Annotated in this window: 19 protein-coding genes; all 19 read left to right on the top strand. The window is 36.7% G+C overall.

Annotated features, from left to right (window positions below):
* Positions 1-21 precede the first annotated feature (21 nt).
* The 19 genes from NYE73_RS05545 (at position 22) to NYE73_RS05635 (ending at position 19740) form a co-directional block, all read left to right on the top strand.
* Positions 22-777: a tyrosine-protein phosphatase gene (locus tag NYE73_RS05545; RefSeq protein ID WP_233732463.1), complete on the top strand. Its 756-nt coding sequence runs from the start codon at positions 22-24 to the stop codon at positions 775-777.
* 94 nt (positions 778-871) lie between these two features.
* On the top strand, positions 872-1990 hold the full coding sequence (locus NYE73_RS05550; protein ID WP_066036551.1) for a glycosyltransferase family 4 protein: 1119 nt from the start codon (positions 872-874) through the stop codon (positions 1988-1990).
* A 118-nt stretch (positions 1991-2108) separates the two neighbouring features.
* Positions 2109-3299, top strand: a complete 1191-nt coding sequence (locus NYE73_RS05555; protein ID WP_259950898.1) for a glycosyltransferase — start codon at positions 2109-2111, stop codon at positions 3297-3299.
* Positions 3286-4629, top strand: a complete 1344-nt coding sequence (locus NYE73_RS05560) for a hypothetical protein (RefSeq protein WP_259950899.1) — start codon at positions 3286-3288, stop codon at positions 4627-4629. The genes NYE73_RS05555 and NYE73_RS05560 overlap by 14 nt, the downstream gene beginning before the upstream one ends.
* Positions 4630-4634: 5 nt before the next feature.
* Positions 4635-5726: a glycosyltransferase gene (locus NYE73_RS05565; RefSeq protein ID WP_048391513.1), complete on the top strand. Its 1092-nt coding sequence runs from the start codon at positions 4635-4637 to the stop codon at positions 5724-5726.
* Positions 5716-7227: a lipopolysaccharide biosynthesis protein gene (locus tag NYE73_RS05570; RefSeq protein ID WP_259950900.1), complete on the top strand. Its 1512-nt coding sequence runs from the start codon at positions 5716-5718 to the stop codon at positions 7225-7227. Before NYE73_RS05565 ends, NYE73_RS05570 begins: the two co-directional genes overlap by 11 nt.
* A gap of 77 nt (positions 7228-7304) precedes the next feature.
* Positions 7305-8414, top strand: a complete 1110-nt coding sequence (locus NYE73_RS05575) for an acyltransferase family protein (protein ID WP_259950901.1) — start codon at positions 7305-7307, stop codon at positions 8412-8414.
* Between the two features lie 114 nt (positions 8415-8528).
* Positions 8529-9326: a TIGR00282 family metallophosphoesterase gene (locus tag NYE73_RS05580; RefSeq protein WP_048391507.1), complete on the top strand. Its 798-nt coding sequence runs from the start codon at positions 8529-8531 to the stop codon at positions 9324-9326.
* Between the two features lie 177 nt (positions 9327-9503).
* Positions 9504-9770, top strand: a complete 267-nt coding sequence (locus NYE73_RS05585; protein WP_004224903.1) for a stage V sporulation protein S — start codon at positions 9504-9506, stop codon at positions 9768-9770.
* A gap of 263 nt (positions 9771-10033) precedes the next feature.
* A complete protein-coding gene (locus NYE73_RS05590; RefSeq protein ID WP_259950902.1) occupies positions 10034-11773 on the top strand; it encodes a 2-oxoacid:acceptor oxidoreductase subunit alpha in 1740 nt (579 codons plus the stop codon).
* Positions 11773-12639 (top strand): 2-oxoacid:ferredoxin oxidoreductase subunit beta, encoded by an 867-nt coding sequence (locus NYE73_RS05595; RefSeq protein WP_259950903.1) that lies wholly within the window; start codon positions 11773-11775, stop codon positions 12637-12639. The genes NYE73_RS05590 and NYE73_RS05595 overlap by 1 nt, the downstream gene beginning before the upstream one ends.
* A gap of 193 nt (positions 12640-12832) precedes the next feature.
* Positions 12833-13540 carry a lantibiotic protection ABC transporter ATP-binding protein gene (locus NYE73_RS05600; RefSeq protein ID WP_054550951.1) on the top strand — a complete coding sequence of 236 codons (708 nt, stop codon included), beginning with the start codon at positions 12833-12835 and terminating at the stop codon, positions 13538-13540.
* Between the two features lies 1 nt (position 13541).
* On the top strand, positions 13542-14270 hold the full coding sequence (locus NYE73_RS05605) for a lantibiotic immunity ABC transporter MutE/EpiE family permease subunit (protein WP_048391501.1): 729 nt from the start codon (positions 13542-13544) through the stop codon (positions 14268-14270).
* A gap of 3 nt (positions 14271-14273) precedes the next feature.
* Positions 14274-15029: a lantibiotic immunity ABC transporter MutG family permease subunit gene (locus NYE73_RS05610; RefSeq protein WP_048391499.1), complete on the top strand. Its 756-nt coding sequence runs from the start codon at positions 14274-14276 to the stop codon at positions 15027-15029.
* 10 nt (positions 15030-15039) lie between these two features.
* The gene (locus tag NYE73_RS05615) at positions 15040-15702 is read left to right on the top strand and encodes a response regulator transcription factor (protein ID WP_066036559.1); all 663 of its coding nucleotides are present in this window, start codon (positions 15040-15042) and stop codon (positions 15700-15702) included.
* A gap of 35 nt (positions 15703-15737) precedes the next feature.
* Positions 15738-17063: a sensor histidine kinase gene (locus NYE73_RS05620; RefSeq protein WP_259955577.1), complete on the top strand. Its 1326-nt coding sequence runs from the start codon at positions 15738-15740 to the stop codon at positions 17061-17063.
* Positions 17064-17213: 150 nt separating this feature from the next.
* A complete protein-coding gene (locus tag NYE73_RS05625; protein WP_227744978.1) occupies positions 17214-17591 on the top strand; it encodes an ELKS/Rab6-interacting/CAST family protein in 378 nt (125 codons plus the stop codon).
* Positions 17592-17825: 234 nt separating this feature from the next.
* A complete protein-coding gene (locus NYE73_RS05630; protein WP_066036561.1) occupies positions 17826-18914 on the top strand; it encodes an ABC transporter substrate-binding protein in 1089 nt (362 codons plus the stop codon).
* On the top strand, positions 18904-19740 hold the full coding sequence (locus NYE73_RS05635; protein ID WP_066036562.1) for an alkaline phosphatase family protein: 837 nt from the start codon (positions 18904-18906) through the stop codon (positions 19738-19740). The genes NYE73_RS05630 and NYE73_RS05635 overlap by 11 nt, the downstream gene beginning before the upstream one ends.
* The last annotated feature ends 33 nt before the right edge of the window (positions 19741-19773 follow it).

Here is a 19773-nt window from a genome sequence, read left to right on the forward strand (position 1 = left end):
AAGTGAAGTACAGTGATTGATATGCACAGTCATATATTATTTGATGTCGATGATGGTCCGAAAACGATTGAAGAGACACTTTGTTTATTTGAGCAGGCAGTTTTGGAGGGGATTTCAACGATTGTTTCCACTTCGCATGCTTTACATCCATTGTATAATGTCCCCTTTGATGTCGTGAATGAGCAAATTGTACAGTTACAAATGGCAATTGACCAACGTAATATGCCGTTAAAACTTTACACGGGACAAGAGGTACGCTTGGCAGGTAACATTCTAGAATTGTATGAAAAAAAACAATTACATACATTAGCAAATTCCAATTATTTGCTGTTGGAACTTCCCTCTAATCATATTCCCAAATATACAAAGGATATCATTTACTCGTTATTAACAGCAGGCATAACACCAATTATTGCACACCCAGAGCGAAATAGAGTCATTTCAGAAAATCCAAGTCATTTGGAACAAATTATACGCGAGGGGGCAGTTGCACAAATTACATCAGGGAGTTTAGCAGGATTGTTTGGAAAAACCGTCCAAAAACTTTCGCTAAATTTAGTGCGCTCGAATCTTGTCCATACATACGGTTCAGATGTGCATAACTTAAATACACGTCCTTTCTTATTTGAAAAGGGACTTAGATTTTTAGAAAAACAAAAAGATTTGGATATGGTAGAATTTTTGCTTGAAAATAACGAACGAATCATTAACAATCTTCCATTAATTGTATATGAACCAGATGATACTTTCACAAAAAAATGGTGGAAGTTTTTTTAAAATGGGAAAGCACCTTTAAGTTGTAAGGACATAAAAGGTAGGAAAAAGTAGCTGAAGCACTAGAGACATTCTATGTTTAAGGGGGGCATATGAGATGCGAGTTGTTTTTATGAGGAGTAACCCTGTTTCTCCAGATCCAAGGGTTGAAAAGGAAGCACATTGCCTTGCGAAAAATAATTGGAAGGTTCACATTTTAGCTTGGGATAGAGATAAAAAATATAAAATAAAGAACCAGCTGTTAGAAGGTGAACAGGCAATTCGTATTACAAGGTTTGGTATTCCGGCAACATTTGGAGGAGGTTTGAAAAAGAACTTAGTCCCATTTATAAAATTTCAACTTAAACTTTTTCAATGGTTACTTCGCCATAAAAATACGTATGATATGATTCACGCTTGTGATTTTGATACAGCGTTAATAGGTACAATATGTGGGAAATTACTTCGTAAAAAAGTAATCTACGACGTATTTGATTCGTATACATCACCATTTTATGGACCAGAGATTATTGGAAAGGTCATTGCTAGTCTAGATATACGCCTTATGAATAGTGTGGATGCAGTCATTATATGTACAGAAAAGCGCAAAGAACAGATTGCTAAGGCTTCACCTAAAAAAATAGAGGTCATATATAATACTCCACGTTATATAGATTCCAATGATTGCTTAGAGTTGAATCCGAAAAAAGTAAAAATAGTCTATGTAGGTATACTTACTGAAAATCGATTGATTAGTGAATTGGTTGAAGTAGTAAAGAATACGCCAAGTTATGAGCTGCATATTGGTGGATTTGGTAAGTTAGCTGATACATTGCTGCAAGCTTCGAAAATGCATGACAATATACACTTTTATGGTAAGTTACCCTATGAAAAAACAATAGAGTTAGAAAATAGTTGTGACATTATGACGGCTATTTATGATCCTACCATCTCTAACCATTATTATGCTGCACCTAATAAATTCTATGAAGCATTAATGCTTGGTAAGCCTTTGATTATGGTGAAAAATACGGGAATGTCAGAAGTAGTTGCAGCAAATAATTTTGGAGAACTTATTGATTACAATAGAGAGAGTTTACAAAACGGAATTGAGAATTTGGTAAAGCGTAGAAAAGAATGGCCAGAAATTTCTCGTGAAATGAAGGCACTGTACGAAGAAGGTTACAGCTGGGCGAAAATGGAGAAACGGATAACAGATTTATACAGTATTTTATAAAAGCTATGCGGAGTGTGAGTAGCAAAGGGAGTAGCTCGTAGCGGCTATCGATCCAATTTTTATCCACAAACGTAAGAGCAATATGAAAATTTACAGTAGTATTTTTAGGGGGGCTAATATGAAAATATTATTTGTTGCACAAAATTTTCAAATGGGTGGCATCCAAAAGGCGTTAATTAATATGCTAAAAGAAATCAGCCTCTACGAGAAATATGAGATAGATGTTTTCACATTTAGTGGAGGGGAATTAATGAACGATATTCCCTCCAATGTGAAGGTAACTACAGGGAACTTACTGTTACAACTAATTGCTACACCTTTTGCTGAAGTGAAAAAAAGAAATAACGTATGGCATATTATTTTACGCATTGTGTGTATGATAGTTGTTCGATTAATAGGTTCCCATAACTTCTATTCGATGCTTTTAAAAAAACATCGCAATAATTGTCATTATGATATCGCCATATCTTATTTTAATGATGTACCCAATCAATACTTCAATAAGGGGACCAATTTATTTGTAGATCAGTTTGTGATAGCAAATCGTAAGCTCGCATGGATTCATACAGATCCCATTAAAGCGAATTTTAATTATGAGGCTTGTGTCAAAACCTATAAAAATTTTGATCGATTGTTATGTGTTTCAGTAGCATGTAAGGAAAATTTAATAAATTTTCTTCCAGAATATCAACATAAAATTCAAGTGGTTTATAATTTTTTTCCAATCGAAGAGATTAAAGAACTGGCATGTCAATATACACCGTTTCATAAAAGCGAGTTGGATTTAATATCTGTCGGGCGAATTGAAAATAGAACAAAAAGGTTCGACCTTATTCCACATCTGTGTAAGTTGTTAAAGGAAGCTTCTATAAATAATTTTCGCTGGCGCATTTTAGGGGAGGGGCCAGACCTACTTTCAAATCAGCAACTAGCTTTGCAACTAGGTGTAGAGGATGTAGTTGAATTTGTAGGAGAAATGAAAAATCCCTATCCATTTATAAAATGTAGTGATGTATTCGTTTTAACATCTGCCTACGAAGGCTATCCAATGGTCATTGGGGAGGCATTAATTGTACAAACGCCTGTTATTACAACGGACTTTGCCGCAGCAGGTGAACAAATTTGTAATGGTCATAACGGATTGATAACAGGCTTTAACATTCAAGATATCTTTCAAGTCATTTCTAGTGTTATGAAAAATACAGAATTACTACACAATATGAAAAATTACATAGAGGAAAATCACTACACAAACAAAAAAGCTCAAGAGCAACTAGTATTGGAGTTTGATGTACATGATAGAATCTAAGAATTTTAGTGTGCTCATTTGTATAATTTCAAGTATCTTTGTCGTATTCAAAATATATACAGGTAGTAATCTATTTCTCTGGCTCTTCTTCCTTTTAACTAGTTTGGCGATGCTGCTAGATAAGCAGCAGCATCGAATTGACTATTTATTGTTTTTTATTTCGTGGGTGTATGTCATTAAATTCGATATATCAGGATATTCACTGCTTGTTGTACTTAGTTCTTTCTATATTTTGTTAAGTATTTTGACGCTCTTTTTACAAAAGCAAGGTATTTCAAAACGACTCCTATTAACCTATTTTTTATTTGCATTTTATACGGTGGCCGTAACGATAGTTAGTGGTGGTAATCTTATTGCAGTTTTAGGCTTTGTGTTGAATTATAGTGTGCTCTTTTGTGCAATATTGACCCTCGATGATAAGGCATATTTCAGAAGGTATACGTATATCTATGCATCGGGTTTACTAGCTGCTTCAATCGTTCGATTGATCAGTTATTCCGTCCCAGAAATTGATCATTTCATAGAGTCAATGACCATCGTGAATACAGTGAAGACAATGAACTCGATTAGTACAAGATTTACGGGTTTAGATTTAGATCCAAATTACTTTAGTTTGCAAGTATTAATAGCTATGGCTTGTTTATTAGTGCTTTTTAATCTGGATGGAAAAAAGGAGAAAAAGTCAATTGTATTACTCGTGATATTAGCATTTTTTGGCATACTGACATATTCTAAAATGTTTATTATTACATTAATCGTTTTCATTATGATGACATTTGTTGTATTCATTAGAAATAATGTGAAGACTGCTATTAAATTTTCTTCTTTTATCGTGATTATTTGTGGGGGTGCCCTCTATTTTTTTTACGAGAAGTTATTCGAAATTTATTGGATTCGGTTTTTTGGGTCAGGAATATCAACAGATGCCATTACCACTGGTCGAGTGAGTAGTTGGAGTCTATTTGTAAATGAAATCCTTCAAAACACGAAAATATTTGTTTTGGGTGCAGGCTTTGGCACAAGCTTTGCGAAGGTAAAGATGGCACATACAATGTACTTATCAACTCCCTATTATATAGGTTTAATCGGAATAGTCTTGTCAGTACTATACATTTCAAGCCTCTATAAAGTACTTAGAGAGAATGTCGGAATTATGAATAGACCAGGCTTTCAAATCCTTTCAATCAACGCTATTCCTCTCTATATCATGTTAATAGCGAATATAGGACTTGATTCATTTGTCATGGATTATTTTCCATATCATATTTTATTAATTATGTTTGCACTGACTATGAGTAAAAGTAAGGGAGCTACTATGAATGAGAGGTGAGGTGAGTGCCATATTTAAGCATTATTGTCCCCGTCTATAATACGGAACCTTACTTAAAAATGTGTCTTGATAGTATTCTGAGACAGGAATTCGTAGATTTTGAGTTGATATTAGTAAATGATGGCTCGACTGATAGCTGCTCAGTAATCTGCGATGAATATGCCGAATCTGATACAAGAATTACCGTCATTCATCAAGCAAATAGTGGTGCTGTCAGTGCCCGTAAAGCAGGGCTAAGGGTCGCCAAAGGACAGTATATTGGTTATGTAGATAGTGATGATTGGATTGAAGTTGATATGTATAAATCATTATGTAATACTGCACGTGTTTTTGATGTAGATATTGTTATTTGTGACATTGTAGAAAATTATCCACTCCAAGAAGTGAAGAGATCACAGCTTGTCTCGCCTGGTTTGTACAGGAAGGATAGAATGGAAAAAGAAGTATATCCAATTATGCTATATTCGGGCGAGTATTACCGTTTTGGCTTATATCCATCTTTATCTAACAAAATATTTAAAAGAGACCTATTAGAGAAAAATCTCTTTGATGTGGATGATCAAATTTGCATGGGGGACGATGCTGCTTGTACATATCCTAGCTTACTTGATGCAGAAAGTATTTATATATTAGAAAATCAGTATCTCTACCATTACCGTCAGCATTCTTCTTCCATGACGGCTAGTTATGATCAGATGTTTTTTAAAAAAATACTTGTGTTGTATGAACAATTGAAAGTTTTAAAGTACAGGAAAGCAGACCAGGTTCCTAATTTTGCTGAACAACTTCAGTATTATTTTACTTATTTAGTGATGGCAGCTGTGAATAATGAATTGAATAGATTCAACCATAAGCGTTTACATGAAAAGCGTACCTTTATTAAGAAAATGTTGATTCATGAAGCGTTTCATGGATCGTTGCATGCGATTCGGATGACAAATATGCCGCTCAAATCAAAGATCTATACTTGGTTATTAAAGAAAAAACAAATTCTTTTACTTTTCATGTTGAATAGGCTTAATCGGCGGATCAGTGATTGCAAAGGTTTAATTCCTACTTTTACTAAAAGAAAAGGTGCTTACCAGCATGAGAACTAAGAGAGTAGTTTTAAATTTAATGTCTAATGTATTACTACAAGTTGTTGCAGCGGTTATTAATTTCATTTTACCTCGACTATTTATGACAACATACGGCTCTGCTACAAACGGGCTTGTTTCGTCGATTAAGCAATTTTTAAGTTATTTAAAAATAGTAGAGGCTGGGGTTGGTAATGCATCGATAGTGGCACTTTATAAGCCACTAGCCAAGGGTGATAAAGACCAAATAAATGGAATTCTTTCAGCCACTAATCGTTTTTATAGACGTTCGGGTTATGTCTTTGTTGGTTTAGTCGCCATTTTGGCTATTTGTTATCCGTTATTAGTAGGAGATGAAGTGAATCCGCGAACGGCTCTTTACATGGTACTTATTTTGGGGATTAGTGGCATGTGGGAGTATTTTTTTATAGGGAAATATTTAGTTCTACTGTCGGCAGATCAAAAAAGCTATGTTATTTTTCGCATTCAAACAATGTTGCTTTTTGCGAGTGCACTATTGTCAGTTACTTTGATAGCATTAGGTTTTTCCATCGTCATTGTTGTTGCTAGTTCAAGTGCCTTATTGTTACTGGATATTCTTTTTTTAAGATTGTATGTTAAAAAGAAATATCCATATTTCAATAGTAAAAAACAAGCGAATACGTTAGCAATTAAAGATAAATGGGATGCTTTAATTCATCAAATTGCCTCTTTAGTGGTGTTTAACACGCCGTTTATTTTAATAACGATTTTTCTGGGCTTAACAGAAGTCAGTGTGTTTACAGTTTATGGTATGGTGTTTAATGCAGTCACATTGTTTATATCCACTTTTTCAGGGGCGATATTAGCAGCTTTTGGAGACATTCTTGTCAAAGAGGATAAGGACGTTCTTCGGAAATATTTTCATCACTTTGAATATATTTTTTATGGCATCATTGCTTTTAGCTACACATGTACAGCTATTTTAATATTGCCATTTATAACGATTTATACAGCAGGGATTGAAGATGCCAATTACATAAGGCCCTGGTTAGCAATATTGTTTGTCATTGTAGGAGTAGCGAATACAATTCGGATTCCTGCCAATACGTTAGTGAATGCTGCAGGCCATTTTAGAGAGACGAAAAATCGTGCCATTATGGAAGCATTAATCAACCTTGTAATTTCTCTTGTTTTTGTACAGTTTTTTGGCGCAGAAGGAATATTACTGGGAGGAATTTGCTCATACGGCTATCGTACTTATGATTTAATCATTTATTCTTCTAAAAAGATTTTACAAAATTCACCTAAAGATACTGTCAAAAAAATTGCGCAAAATAGTATTTTTGCACTTACTGCAGCAATACCATTTATATTTTTTATCGAGCTCCATATTACATCTGCAGGTTCATGGCTTGTAGCCGCTATATGTATTTCCTTGTGGACGATGTTTATTTTATTAGTAGGTAATTTTATTATTGAGCCTCAAACAATGCGAGATATTTTGGTGCAATTAAAGAGAACAACTACCAATAGTAAATAATTTTATCCCTGCATTGAGTAAGGTAAGTAGCATAATTGAAAGGCAAATTGATTCCTTTGAAATGGCAGGTGAGGGTGATGAAGCGAGAAGTCAAAGAAATATATTTACTACGATTCGTTGCTTGCTTAGGGATTGTGTTAATGCATAGTGTTACGCTGGTATTGAACATGTATGACATAGAAGAAGGTCCACTATTCGTAATCCTGACATCTATTCAGCTGATCTTTATGTTCGGGACACCTCTTTTTATATTTATCTCAGAGTTTGTCATTGCCTATTCCTATTCAGATCGTTTGCCGAAAAAGTTTTATGTAAAACGTTATAAATATATGTTAACGCCATTTCTTTTTATTGGACTACTCGATGCCGTTCTTAAATCAATTGAATCGCCTTCTATTGAATTTGCCAAAAAACTACTACTAAATTATTTGGAAGGTGACTTCCATGGTTATTTTATCGTGATCATTTTTCAGTTTTATATCATTCATCCATTTTTTGTGAAATTTATTGCCTCAAGATACCCTGCCTATAAAGTAATAATGACTGCTTTTATCATTAATTTTGGTTACTTAGCCTTTTTTAATTTTTTGGATCCATTTAAGTATTTTCCTGATTTAGCGTATACTAGTTTACAATGGGATTTTTTTAATAAGATGCCATTTCCTGCGTGGATTGCTTATTTTGCAGTAGCTTATTACTGTGGAAAAAATTATGATAAATTTCTATCGTGGTTACAGCGTTTTCGTTATTTGTTACTAGCAGTATTACTAATCACAGTAAGTCTTTTGCTAACCACTCAATTATCAGGTATTATTACGGAAGTTCATTCAAAGAGAATAGACGTTATCCTTTATACATTCAGTGTAGCTTTTCTGTTATTTTTCATAGCGAGTAACAGAAGAAAAATGCCGAAATTTATCATTTTTATTAGTCGTTATTCCTTCGGTATATATTTATTACATCCCCTAGTTAATAGCCTACTTAAAAATTTTTTAACGAATTTTATCAAAACATTAAGTGTATTTTCTGTCATTGCCATTTCATTTATTGTCAGTCTCAGTTGCTCCATTTGTATAACATATATAATGAGTAAATGGAAATTAGGCGCTTTTTTTATAGGGCAACTCAATACCAAAGGGGACTCCTCTAATAAAAAAGATGCACAATTTCCCATCCAGAAATCCTAAATAAACGGGTATTTAAACGTGTAAATGGGGTAAGGCTTGCGATTTACTTTGCGATTGCCAAAGCAAAGATGGTAAACTAAAAGATGTTATTTAGAGAAAGTGTGGTCTTGCATAATGAAAGTTCTATTTATTGGTGATATTGTTGGTTCAATTGGTCGAGATGCGGTGGAAAAATATTTACCTCGCTTAAAAAAGAAGTATAATCCAGATGTTGTGATTGCAAATGGGGAAAATGCTGCGGCAGGACGAGGGATTACTCGTAATATTTATAATAGCTTGCTACAAATGGGTGTAGATGTTATTACGATGGGGAATCATACATGGGACAATAAAGATATTTTTGATTTTATTGATGACGCGGATTACTTAATCCGTCCGGCAAACTTTTCAAGTGAAGCACCTGGTAAAGGTATGGTCCAGATTTCTAAAAATGGCGTGACATTATCTGTCATTAATTTACATGGTCGCGTATTTTTACCGCCACATGAGGATCCGTTTGCAATGGCAGATCAATTGATTGCAGAGGCTCGACAAATATCTCCACTTGTCTTCGTGGATTTTCATGCTGAAGCGACTAGTGAAAAAATCGCTCTTGGTTGGCATTTAGATGGAAAGGCTTCAGCGGTTGTTGGGACACATACACATGTGCAAACAGCAGATGCAAGAATCTACCCGCAAGGTACGGCTTATATCACGGATGTTGGTATGACAGGGCCGTACGATGAAATTTTAGGTATGACGAAGGAAAGTGTCATCTATAAATTCCAAACAAACATGCCATCTCGTTTTGAAGTTCCGAAAAAAGGGCGAGAGGTTTTGAGTGGTTTCTTTGTCGAGATGGATGATCGAACAGGAAAAGCTATTGCCTGTGAACGCATTTATATAAATGAAGACTATCCATTTCAAGGGTAGATAAGTCGAAGAATGTTTTTTTACGTTTCTTTTACGGGGATATAGGTTTCTTTGTCAAACTAGTCTATTTCCGTTTTGCGGAGCATAAAATGTGCTACGGACAATAACTTGAGGTCCAAAAAGGGGGACATGAGTTGTTGAGCGTAAACACTATTCGCGAAACGGGGAGGAATAATTGTGGATTCATTAAAAGTATCATCACGCTCTAATCCAAATTCAGTTGCAGGTGCATTAGTCGCGGTAATCAGAGAAAAAGGGCAGGCAGAAATGCAAGCAGTTGGGGCAGGTGCACTTAACCAAGCCGTGAAAGCAGTGGCCATTGCACGCGGATTTGTAGCGCCAAGTGGCACAGATTTAATTTGCGCGCCGGCGTTTGCCGATATTTTGATTGCTGGAGAAGAACGAACAGCATTAAAGCTGCTAGTGGAAAAACGTATTCGATAAAAAAGTAATGAAGTAAAATGCTCTGTCACATAATATGGTGGCGGAGCATTTTTTCGTTTTCCTGTTTTACATATGATAGATGTCACTTGAAATAGGGGCGTGATTTTGCTTAGATTTGAAAATTACAACTTTATGAACAGGATTTTCAGTCAAAGGTCTGATTTTCGCCTAAATCGTGGAGAAACAATAGTCCAGACGGTTTCTTCGTGTTAAACTTATGAAGGAAAAATAATAGTACACATTGGATTTAAGGAGTTGTTGACATGTTACATCAGCTTTCATGGAAAGTCGGTGGGCAACAGGGTGAAGGGATTGAGAGTACAGGTGAGATTTTCTCAATGGCAATGAATCGTCTAGGTTATTTCCTATACGGTTATCGTCACTTCTCTTCTCGAATTAAAGGTGGCCATACGAATAATAAAATTACAGTTCGTCCAACAGAAGTACGTTCAATTGCGGATGATTTAGATATTTTAGTGGCATTCGATCAAGAAACAATTGATGTCAATTATAAAGAGCTTACAGAAAAGGGTATTATTTTAGCCGATGCAAAATTTGATCCTGTTAAACCAGTGGATTCAAAAGCACCATTATTTGCAGTACCGTTTACAGAAGTAGCAGCAGAGCTTGGTACTTCGTTAATGAAAAACATGGTGGCTATCGGCGCAACTGCATCATTGCTAAACCTAGAAGACGCAGTATTCCAAAATGTTGTCGATGATATTTTTGGTAAAAAGGGCGAAGAAGTCGTACAAAAAAATATGGAAGCCATTACACGTGGTCGTCAAATTATGAATGAGCTGTTAGTTGATCGTATAGGCGAATGGGAGCTTGCACCTGCGGATGGTAAACGTCGTATGTTTATGATTGGGAACGATGCGATAGCACTTGGTGCATTAGCTGCTGGGACACGCTTTATGGCAGCATACCCAATTACACCAGCGTCTGAAATTATGGAATACTTGATTAAAAAATTGCCGAAATTCGGTGGAACGGTCATCCAAACGGAAGATGAGATTGCAGCAGCAACAATGGCTATTGGCGCTAACTTTGGTGGTGTACGTTCCTTTACAGCTTCTGCTGGTCCTGGTCTTTCATTAATGATGGAAGCAATTGGTCTTTCAGGTATGACAGAGCAACCTTTAGTAGTAGTGGATACACAACGTGGAGGCCCTTCAACTGGGTTACCAACTAAGCAAGAACAATCTGACTTGATGGCTATGCTTTACGGTACTCATGGAGAAATTCCTAAAGTAGTCATTGCACCTTCTACAATGGAGGAAGCTTTCTTTGATACGATCCAAGCATTTAACATTGCAGAGGAATTACAATTACCAGTAATCCTAATGACAGATCTACAATTATCTCTAGGTAAACAATCTGTTGAGCCATTTGATTATAATAAAATTGAAATTCGTCGCGGTAAAATTGTGATGGATGATCTTGAGGAAGCGGCAGATAAAGCCTACTTCAAGCGTTACGAAGATACAGAAGATGGCATTTCACCTCGTGTCTTACCAGGTACATTGCATGGTATTCATCACGTTACAGGTGTTGAACATGATGAAACAGGGAAGCCATCTGAGGCAACGGGTAATCGCCAAACTCAAATGGATAAACGCTTCCGTAAATTAGAGAGCTTGAAATTTGATAACCCAGTCTTTGTTAATGCACCACATGAGGAAGCCGATATTTTATTAGTAGGCTTTAACTCAACAAGAGGAGCTATTGAAGAAGTGCAAGAACGACTGAATGCACAAGGAATGAAAGTGAATCATGCCCATATTCGTTTAATTCACCCATTCCCATCTGCAGAAATAGCACCTCTTGTTGCACAAGCGAAAAAGGTGATCGTTGTAGAAAATAACTATACAGGTCAATTAGCTAATATTATGAAGATGAATGTTGGTGGTCACGATAAAATCGCGACAATCACTAAATATAATGGTACACCATTCTTGCCTGGTGAATTAGAAAATCGTGTGAAGGAGTTGACTCGCTAATGGCAACATTTAAGGATTTTCGTAATACAGTGAAACCAAACTGGTGCCCAGGCTGTGGAGACTTCTCAGTACAAGCAGCTATTCAACGTGCTGCTGCAAATGTCGGCATAGAACCAAATGAACTTGCTGTCATTTCAGGAATTGGATGTTCAGGTCGAATTTCAGGGTATATCAATTCTTATGGGTTCCATGGTATTCATGGTCGTGCACTTCCGATTGCACAGGGTTTGAAAATGGCTAATCGTGATTTACATGTTATCGCTTCTGGTGGTGATGGTGATGGATTTGCTATTGGTATGGGGCATACAATTCATGCCATCCGCCGTAATATTGATATAACTTATATTGTAATGGATAACCAAATTTATGGTTTAACAAAAGGTCAAACATCTCCACGTTCAGCTGCTGGATTTATTACAAAATCTACACCAGGTGGAGCGATTGAGCCATCATTGAAACCATTAGAGGTAGCGTTAACAAGTGGTGCAACATTTGTGGCGCAGGGCTTCTCTACAGATATTAAAGAATTAACAGCACTAATTGAAGCTGGTATTAACCATAAAGGTTTTTCATTTATCAATGTCTTTTCACCTTGTGTAACGTATAACAAAGTGAACACATATGATTGGTTTAAAGAAAATTTAACAAAATTGGCAGAGGTTGAAGGTTATGATCACTCAGATCGTGGTATGGCAATGCGTACAGTGATGGAACACGAGGGGTTAGTAACAGGCATTATTTATCATGATACGGAAACAACGTCGTATCAAGAAAAAGTACCTGGCTACTCTGAATTACCATTAACAGATATCGATATCAAAATGAGCGAAAATGATTTTAATGATTTAGTAAAAGAATTTATGTAAAATTGATGAGATCGAAGCATTTGGAATGAAGTCATTCCAAATGCTTTTTTTATGCTTGATGAAAGAATCGCGAGTATTTAGTGATCCATCGCGGGTAAACGCATAGCTACCGCGAGTATTTTGATATTGAATCCTTATAAAATCCTTATAATTTTTTTTTACACTAAGGTCATCGAAAGGATGATGACTAATGATGAAAGACTTGATATTAAAGACAGAAAATCTTAATAAGTCGTTTAAAGGGCAAAAAATTGTGGATAATGTAGCGTTAGAAGTCCAACGTAATACGGTCTACGGTTTACTTGGACCAAACGGAGCGGGGAAATCCACAACATTAAAGATGATGACAGGTATGTTACGACCAGATGCTGGGAATATCATTTTTAATGGACATACATGGACACGAAATGATTTACAGGACATCGGCGTGTTAATTGAAACACCTCCCCTGTATGATAATTTAACAGCAACGGAAAATTTACAAGTTCGCACGATAGCATTAGGTCTACCGCAAAGTCGTATTGAAGAAGTATTAAAAATTGTAGATTTAACGAATACAGGAAAAAAACGGGCGGGGCAGTTTTCCTTAGGAATGAAGCAACGATTAGGTATAGCGATTGCGCTGCTAAACAAGCCAAAGCTGTTAATTTTAGATGAACCTACAAATGGACTTGATCCTATTGGTATACAGGAGCTTCGTCAGCTTATTCGCTCATTTCCAGAGCAAGGCATCACTGTGATTTTATCTAGTCATATTTTGTCAGAGGTGGAACAGGTTGTGGATGACATTGGCATTATTGCTAATGGCAAGCTTGGCTATCAGGGACCAGCACCGCAAGGTCAGGAATTAGAATCACTATTCATGCAGGTTGTTGCCACCAATAGAAAGGTGGGTTACTAGCATGATAGCCATTATGAAAGCGGAACAATTAAAATGGAAGCGAACTTTTATTCCCAAATTACTTTGGCTTACGCCACTTATAACCTTACTTATAAGCGCTGTACTTATGGGAGGTGAATATTTTCAAACAGGAGCTTATAACTGGTGGTATACGATGCTTCTGCCAGGTGCACTGACGATTTGCTGTGCCTTAGTGATCGAAAAGGATAAAAAAATAAAATACCATAGTATTCTTGCCTTACCACTTGATCTTAAAAGGATTTGGCTAGGAAAAATAGTAACATCAAGCATATGGCTTTTTCTGATTACGATTATTTTCTTTGGAGGAATTACGGCTGGAGGCTTGCTATTTGGTCATAGTTTACCAATAGCCAGCAGTTTACTAAGTACTTTTGTTATTTTCCTGACGTTTTTGTGGCAAATACCTTTATGTCTTTTCTTAGCAGCTAAACTAGGTACCTATTTGACCATCTTACTCAATGTAGTAGCCAATATCGTAGGGATTGTTGCCTTTGCAGATGGGGAAATGTGGTATTACTATCCATTTGCGATTGGTCCTCGTTTGTTATGTTCGACACTTGGCATATTACCAAATGGTCTATTAGTACCACAAGGTAGTCCTTTATTGGATAAAGGCGTTATACTTCCAGGCTTACTGATAGCATTAGCTTGGTTTATGATGATTAGCTTTCTTACGGCGAAGTGGTTCACAAAAAGGGAGGCGAAATAGCGGATGGACATGTTACGATTATTAAGAGTGGAATGCCTTAAAACAAAACGAACACCTTTTTTGCTGACACATATACTTGTCCCCCTTGCTATTTCTGGGCTATTTTTAGCCTACTACTCCTATTCGCCATGGAATTTTCAAGGAAAAGTAACTGCCTATTTTCAGGGGCTGGCTTGTGGACTACCAATTATAATAGGATTAGTATGTGCTATGGCATCTGAGCAGGAAGCAAACGCTGGTCGTTTCCAAGGTATGCTAGCTACAACAAACATAAAAATAAAGACATATATGAGCAAGCTTATCTTATTATTATTGTTTAGCATTGGAGCCATCTTTCTATCTATAGCTATTTTTAGTTTTGGCTTTAGAGAACTATTACATGAAGTAGATTTGGGCTATTCATTTTATAGTATGGCTGCTTGTATTCTATTCGGCAGTCATGTGATTTTCTATATGTTACATTTGTTTGTAAGCTTCCAATTTGGTAAAGGCGCTTCGATTGGTTTAGGTATTGTAGAAGCTCTGCTGGTCGCCCTATTGCTTACAGGCTTAGGGGATCGTATTTGGCCCTTTTTACCTTATGGATGGAGCGGTCATTTTGTTTCTTTATGGATTTTATCATCGACAGGAACAAATTTAACATTGCTCGAAACAAGTATCCAGACGGGCATAATGGCGTGCTTAGGGGGTATCCTATTGACTTTTACGCTGTCTTGTTTATGGTTTTGGAGATGGGAAGGTAGAGCATCTGAAAATTAGAGGGTGAATTATGGCAAATATATTAGTAGTGGATGATGAAGTGGATATTTTAATGCTGATAAAAAATGCACTTTATAAAGATGATCACTTGGTAACCATTGTGTCTAAACCGACAGAAGTAGGCAAGATGGATTTAGGTTCCTTTGATTTAATTTTGCTTGATGTGATGATGCCTATTATGGATGGCTTTACATTGTGTGGGCAAATTAGGCATGCTGTAGATTGTCCTATTCTTTTTCTTACAGCTAAATCCTTAGAAGAAGATGTGATGTATGGTTTAGGCCTAGGCGCAGATGATTATTTGATTAAACCGTTTGGCATTGGAGAGCTACGGGCAAGGGTGAATGCGCATATCCGAAGGGAAAGCAGAGAAAAGCGGAACATCCTTTATAGCGATAAAGTTCACTTTAATCTTTCTGGTAAAGAACTGTTTGTTCAGAATGAGCGCGTCCTGCTAACTAAAAGTGAGTATGAAATATGTGAATTTTTAGCACGGCATCGTGGTCAGGTTTTCTCAAAAGAGCAGATATACGAAACAATTTTTGGATTTGATGGCAAAAGTGACAGTACAGCGATAACAGAGCACATTAAAAATATTCGTTCAAAGCTACATGCATTTGATATAGAAGTCATTGATACGGTTTGGGGGATTGGCTATAAGTGGAAACCGTAAAACCGAGGAAAGGAACACATCTGCATACATTTTTCTTGAGATATTTATTTTTTCTTTGCATTGGCATCATTATTTTAGTTGCACTATTAATAGGTCTATTTATGTTTGCCTTTTCAGCTAATATTATTTTACCTGCAAATTATGCAGAGACACAAATCACTTTAGCAAAAGACAGAATTGCTACAAGCAGCTCAGTAACGGACGAGATGATCCCTGATCTTGTAGACTACGCAGTGATTTCTAATAAGGGTGAATTTCTTTCTGGTACTTTAACAGAAAAAGAGGCTTCCCATGCATGGCGTTTAAAGCAGAAGGGAGAGACGAAAAGTAATGCTCGATTTTATGCATTCGTTGAGCGAGAACAGGAAGTGTGCATTTTACGCTATGGTTTAGTCCCTGAGTATCGCACACCTGTTATGAGAAAATATTTACCTAATCCTCAATTAACGGTTTTACTATTGTTTATTATAGGCGTTATCATACAGGCAACGGTGCTTGCTGTGCATTTCGGCAGAAGACTTAAACGAAAAATGATGGGCTTACAAGAAGCCATTGAAAAAATCCAACATCAAAATTTAGATTTTCATTTAAAACCATCTGGGATTCGAGAAATTGATGATATTGCACTTTCTTTTGAGCAGATGAAGGAAGCATTAAATACTTCATTGACACAACAATGGCAAGCAGAGCGCGCGCGCAGAGAACAAATTTCTGCCCTTGCCCATGATTTGAAAACACCTCTTACGATTATTCGAGGAAATGCGGAACTTTTATTGGATACTGTTCAAGATGAAGTACAAAAAGAATACAACACTTATATATTAAAAAATACACTAGAAATTGAAAAATTCACAAAGCAATTATTAGATATTTCCAATATGGAGCAAAGTGTTGGTGGTGTAAAAACAACTGTAGAGCTGGCTTCATTTATTCAACAGCTAGAACAGCAAATGAAGGCACTTGCTTTAGAAAAAAATATTGAAGTTAGTGTAGAAAAGGATAAACTGCCTGATGTCTTTATGATCGAGGAGGAGCTTTTTTATCGGGCTTTATTAAATTTGATTGTCAATGCTATAGAGCACACGCCATATAATAGCAAAGTCACTTTATCTGTTCAGGGAGAGGCAGATGTTATTCATTTTACTGTAATAGATAGTGGTGCTGGTTTTTCACCGCAAGATGTAAAGGAAGCCACAAAGCAATTTTATCGGGGAGATCCAAGTAGAAATACAGCAAATCATCATGGCATGGGTCTTTATATTGCCGAGTCCATCATTCAAAAACATGGTGGAACACTAACGTTGGCTAATAATTCCATAACGGGAGGAGGAAAAGTGATAGTCACTATTGCGACGTCTTAATTATAAGATGTCTTTTTTTTATTGGATTCACTAGTATTTAGCGATCAACCGCGAGTAAAAGCACAATTAAAGGTTTCATGTAAAAATTGTAGGGGGCGGTGCAGGGAATATTCTTTAAAAAAATGCTACAATAAAAGAAAAAAAGAGGCGATGTACGTGAATAACGTCATTGATTTTATTGCAAAAAAAAAGGAACGTGAAGACCGAAAGCGTGCTCAGGATTTAGAACGTTATGTAGCTACACAATGTAATTTTCAACACCCTGAAAATATTGATGCTCTTGTAGAGGACAAATTGATTGAGGTTAAAGATCATACGTTATTTCTTGGCTTTCTATCCATTTTAAAGGATGAGCAAATAGAACCGTTAGATATTTTTCAAGATGTCTTTTCATTAGAGCCCTCTCGTTTTGAAATGTCCTACAATATGAGATGGTGGTCAGTTGTGCAATTGGCATTTACATTTTTAACAATTCTCAAGGAAAATGAGCCGCATACATATGCTGATTTTTTAGGTCTCTCCAAATAATCTAAGTATGTGTACGTCTGTAAAGCAAACGTACACATACTTAGATTCTTCTTATCTTCCCCCGCTAGCTTTACAAGCCTACTTCATTTATTCATTAAATTCATAGATATTTATAATTCCTCAATAATTTTTACTAAATATTCTTAACACCTCCATACTTGCTTAATGTTTGTTTTATAACATAACGTTTGTAAGCAAATAAAAATAAAGCAAAACAAATGGAGGGTCCAACACATGGCAATTCAAAAACTGTGGAAAAAAGGTCTAATTGGTGCATTAGCTATTTCCATGTTGGCAGCTTGTTCTGACAGTTCATCTAGTGCAAATGAGGTAAACAAGGATTTATCGCTTGAGGACATTACAGAAAAAGCAAAGGAAGAGGGCACTGTTAATTCTGTCGGTATGCCAGATACATGGGCGAACTGGGTAGAAACCTGGGAGGAACTCGGGACTGAATATAGCATCAAACACAAGGATACGGACATGTCGAGTGCAGAGGAGTTAGCGAAGTTTGAAGCAGAGAAGGATGATGCTACGGCAGATATTGGAGATGTCGGGATTGCTTTTGGACCAATCGCTAAGGACAAGGGCTTAACATTACCATACAAAACGTCTTATTGGGATGAAATACCTGATTGGGCTAAAGATGATGAAGGACACTGGATTGTTGGCTATACAGGAACCATTTCTTTTTTGACAGATAAAAATAATGTGAAGAATGCTCCAACATCATGGGAAGACCTAAAAAATGGAGATTACACAGTAAGTATTGGGGATGCATTAACAGCTAACCAAGCACAGTTTGCCATCTTAGCAGCGGCTATGGCATTTGGTGGAGATGAGTCCAACATCCAGCCAGGTATAGATTTCTTTGCTGAATTAGCGAAGCAAGGACGTCTACAGGGAGATCCATCAGTAGCAAACCTAGAAAAAGGTGAAATAGATGTTGCGATCTTATGGGACTTTAATGCATTAGGTTATCGTCATCAAATTGATGAGGACCGCTTTGATGTAGTGATACCTAAGGAGGGATCTGTCACTTCTGGTTATGCAACGGTAATTAATAAATATGCCAAAAACCCACATGCTGCCATGCTAGCACGTGAATATATTTTATCTGATGCAGGTCAAGAAAATTTAGCAAAAGGCTATGCGCGTCCAATTCGGGACGGAGTGAAATTACCACAGGATGTAAAAGATTTACTATTACCTGCTGATATGTATACGAATGCACAACCTGTTAAAGACCAAAAGAAATGGGAAGATACAACAAAGCAAATCCCTCAACTCTATCAAGAGCAGGTGTTAATCCATGCAAAATAACAAAGTGGTTCTCATTGTTATCGATGCCTTGCGCTTTGACACAGCCTGCACACATATGGGGTTCTTGCACCATTTAGTCGAGCGTCAGGTAGCTGCTCGCTATAAGGTTTGCTCAGAGGTGCCTTCTTTATCAAGACCATTGTATGAGACGATTTTAACAGGTACACCCCCTATTGTACATGGCGTTACCAGCAATATGACAGTGCGTTTATCGAAAGGGCAAAGTATCTTTCATATCGCAAAGGAGCATGGTTTAACTACAGCAGCCTCCGCCTATTATTGGGTGAGTGAGCTTTATAATAGAGCGCCATTTAATCATATGGAGGACAGGCTACAACTCGATACACATTTACCAATTGACAATGGTATGTTCTATTTTGAGGATCATTATCCAGATAGTCATGTATTTGCCGATGCAGCATGGTTAATGGCTCAAAAGCAGCCTGATTTCCTGTATATTCATCCCATGAATGTTGATGATGATGGTCACAAATTTACGGCAGATTCTGCTCAATATCGCAATCGAGTTTTAGCGATGGATGCTTTACTATCCTTGTTTATTCCAAAGTGTATGGCGCTGGGCTATGAGGTTATCGTTACGGCTGATCATGGCATGACAAGAGATGGTAATCATGGCGGTACCACACATGAGGATCGTCATGTCCCGCTATTTGTCATTTCAGATGCTGTAAAGGCTGGCATAAAAGAAGGCATTATTTCTCAATTACAAGTTGCACCACTGTGCTGTCATTTATTAAATATCAAGCCTGCTGAAGATATGGTACCACTCCTGTTAGAAGGTGTGTTTACAGCAAAAGAGGTTTAAATAATAGTAGTCGCTCTTATTATAAGGAGCGGC

The sequence above is a fragment of the Lysinibacillus sp. FSL K6-0102 genome (assembly GCF_038003545.1).
GTDB lineage: Bacteria > Bacillota > Bacilli > Bacillales_A > Planococcaceae > Lysinibacillus > Lysinibacillus capsici.

Coding starts and splice junctions, on each gene's coding strand:
- NYE73_RS05615 (WP_066036559.1), top strand. CDS start 15,040: ATGGCAAATATATTAGTAGTGGATGATGAAGTGGATATTTTAATGCTG.
- NYE73_RS05595 (WP_259950903.1), top strand. CDS start 11,773: ATGGCAACATTTAAGGATTTTCGTAATACAGTGAAACCAAACTGGTGC.
- NYE73_RS05550 (WP_066036551.1), top strand. CDS start 872: ATGCGAGTTGTTTTTATGAGGAGTAACCCTGTTTCTCCAGATCCAAGG.
- NYE73_RS05560 (WP_259950899.1), top strand. CDS start 3,286: ATGATAGAATCTAAGAATTTTAGTGTGCTCATTTGTATAATTTCAAGT.
- NYE73_RS05590 (WP_259950902.1), top strand. CDS start 10,034: ATGTTACATCAGCTTTCATGGAAAGTCGGTGGGCAACAGGGTGAAGGG.
- NYE73_RS05575 (WP_259950901.1), top strand. CDS start 7,305: ATGAAGCGAGAAGTCAAAGAAATATATTTACTACGATTCGTTGCTTGC.
- NYE73_RS05570 (WP_259950900.1), top strand. CDS start 5,716: ATGAGAACTAAGAGAGTAGTTTTAAATTTAATGTCTAATGTATTACTA.
- NYE73_RS05580 (WP_048391507.1), top strand. CDS start 8,529: ATGAAAGTTCTATTTATTGGTGATATTGTTGGTTCAATTGGTCGAGAT.
- NYE73_RS05635 (WP_066036562.1), top strand. CDS start 18,904: ATGCAAAATAACAAAGTGGTTCTCATTGTTATCGATGCCTTGCGCTTT.
- NYE73_RS05600 (WP_054550951.1), top strand. CDS start 12,833: ATGAAAGACTTGATATTAAAGACAGAAAATCTTAATAAGTCGTTTAAA.
- NYE73_RS05630 (WP_066036561.1), top strand. CDS start 17,826: ATGGCAATTCAAAAACTGTGGAAAAAAGGTCTAATTGGTGCATTAGCT.
- NYE73_RS05555 (WP_259950898.1), top strand. CDS start 2,109: ATGAAAATATTATTTGTTGCACAAAATTTTCAAATGGGTGGCATCCAA.
- NYE73_RS05610 (WP_048391499.1), top strand. CDS start 14,274: ATGGACATGTTACGATTATTAAGAGTGGAATGCCTTAAAACAAAACGA.
- NYE73_RS05605 (WP_048391501.1), top strand. CDS start 13,542: ATGATAGCCATTATGAAAGCGGAACAATTAAAATGGAAGCGAACTTTT.
- NYE73_RS05625 (WP_227744978.1), top strand. CDS start 17,214: ATGTACGTGAATAACGTCATTGATTTTATTGCAAAAAAAAAGGAACGT.
- NYE73_RS05545 (WP_233732463.1), top strand. CDS start 22: ATGCACAGTCATATATTATTTGATGTCGATGATGGTCCGAAAACGATT.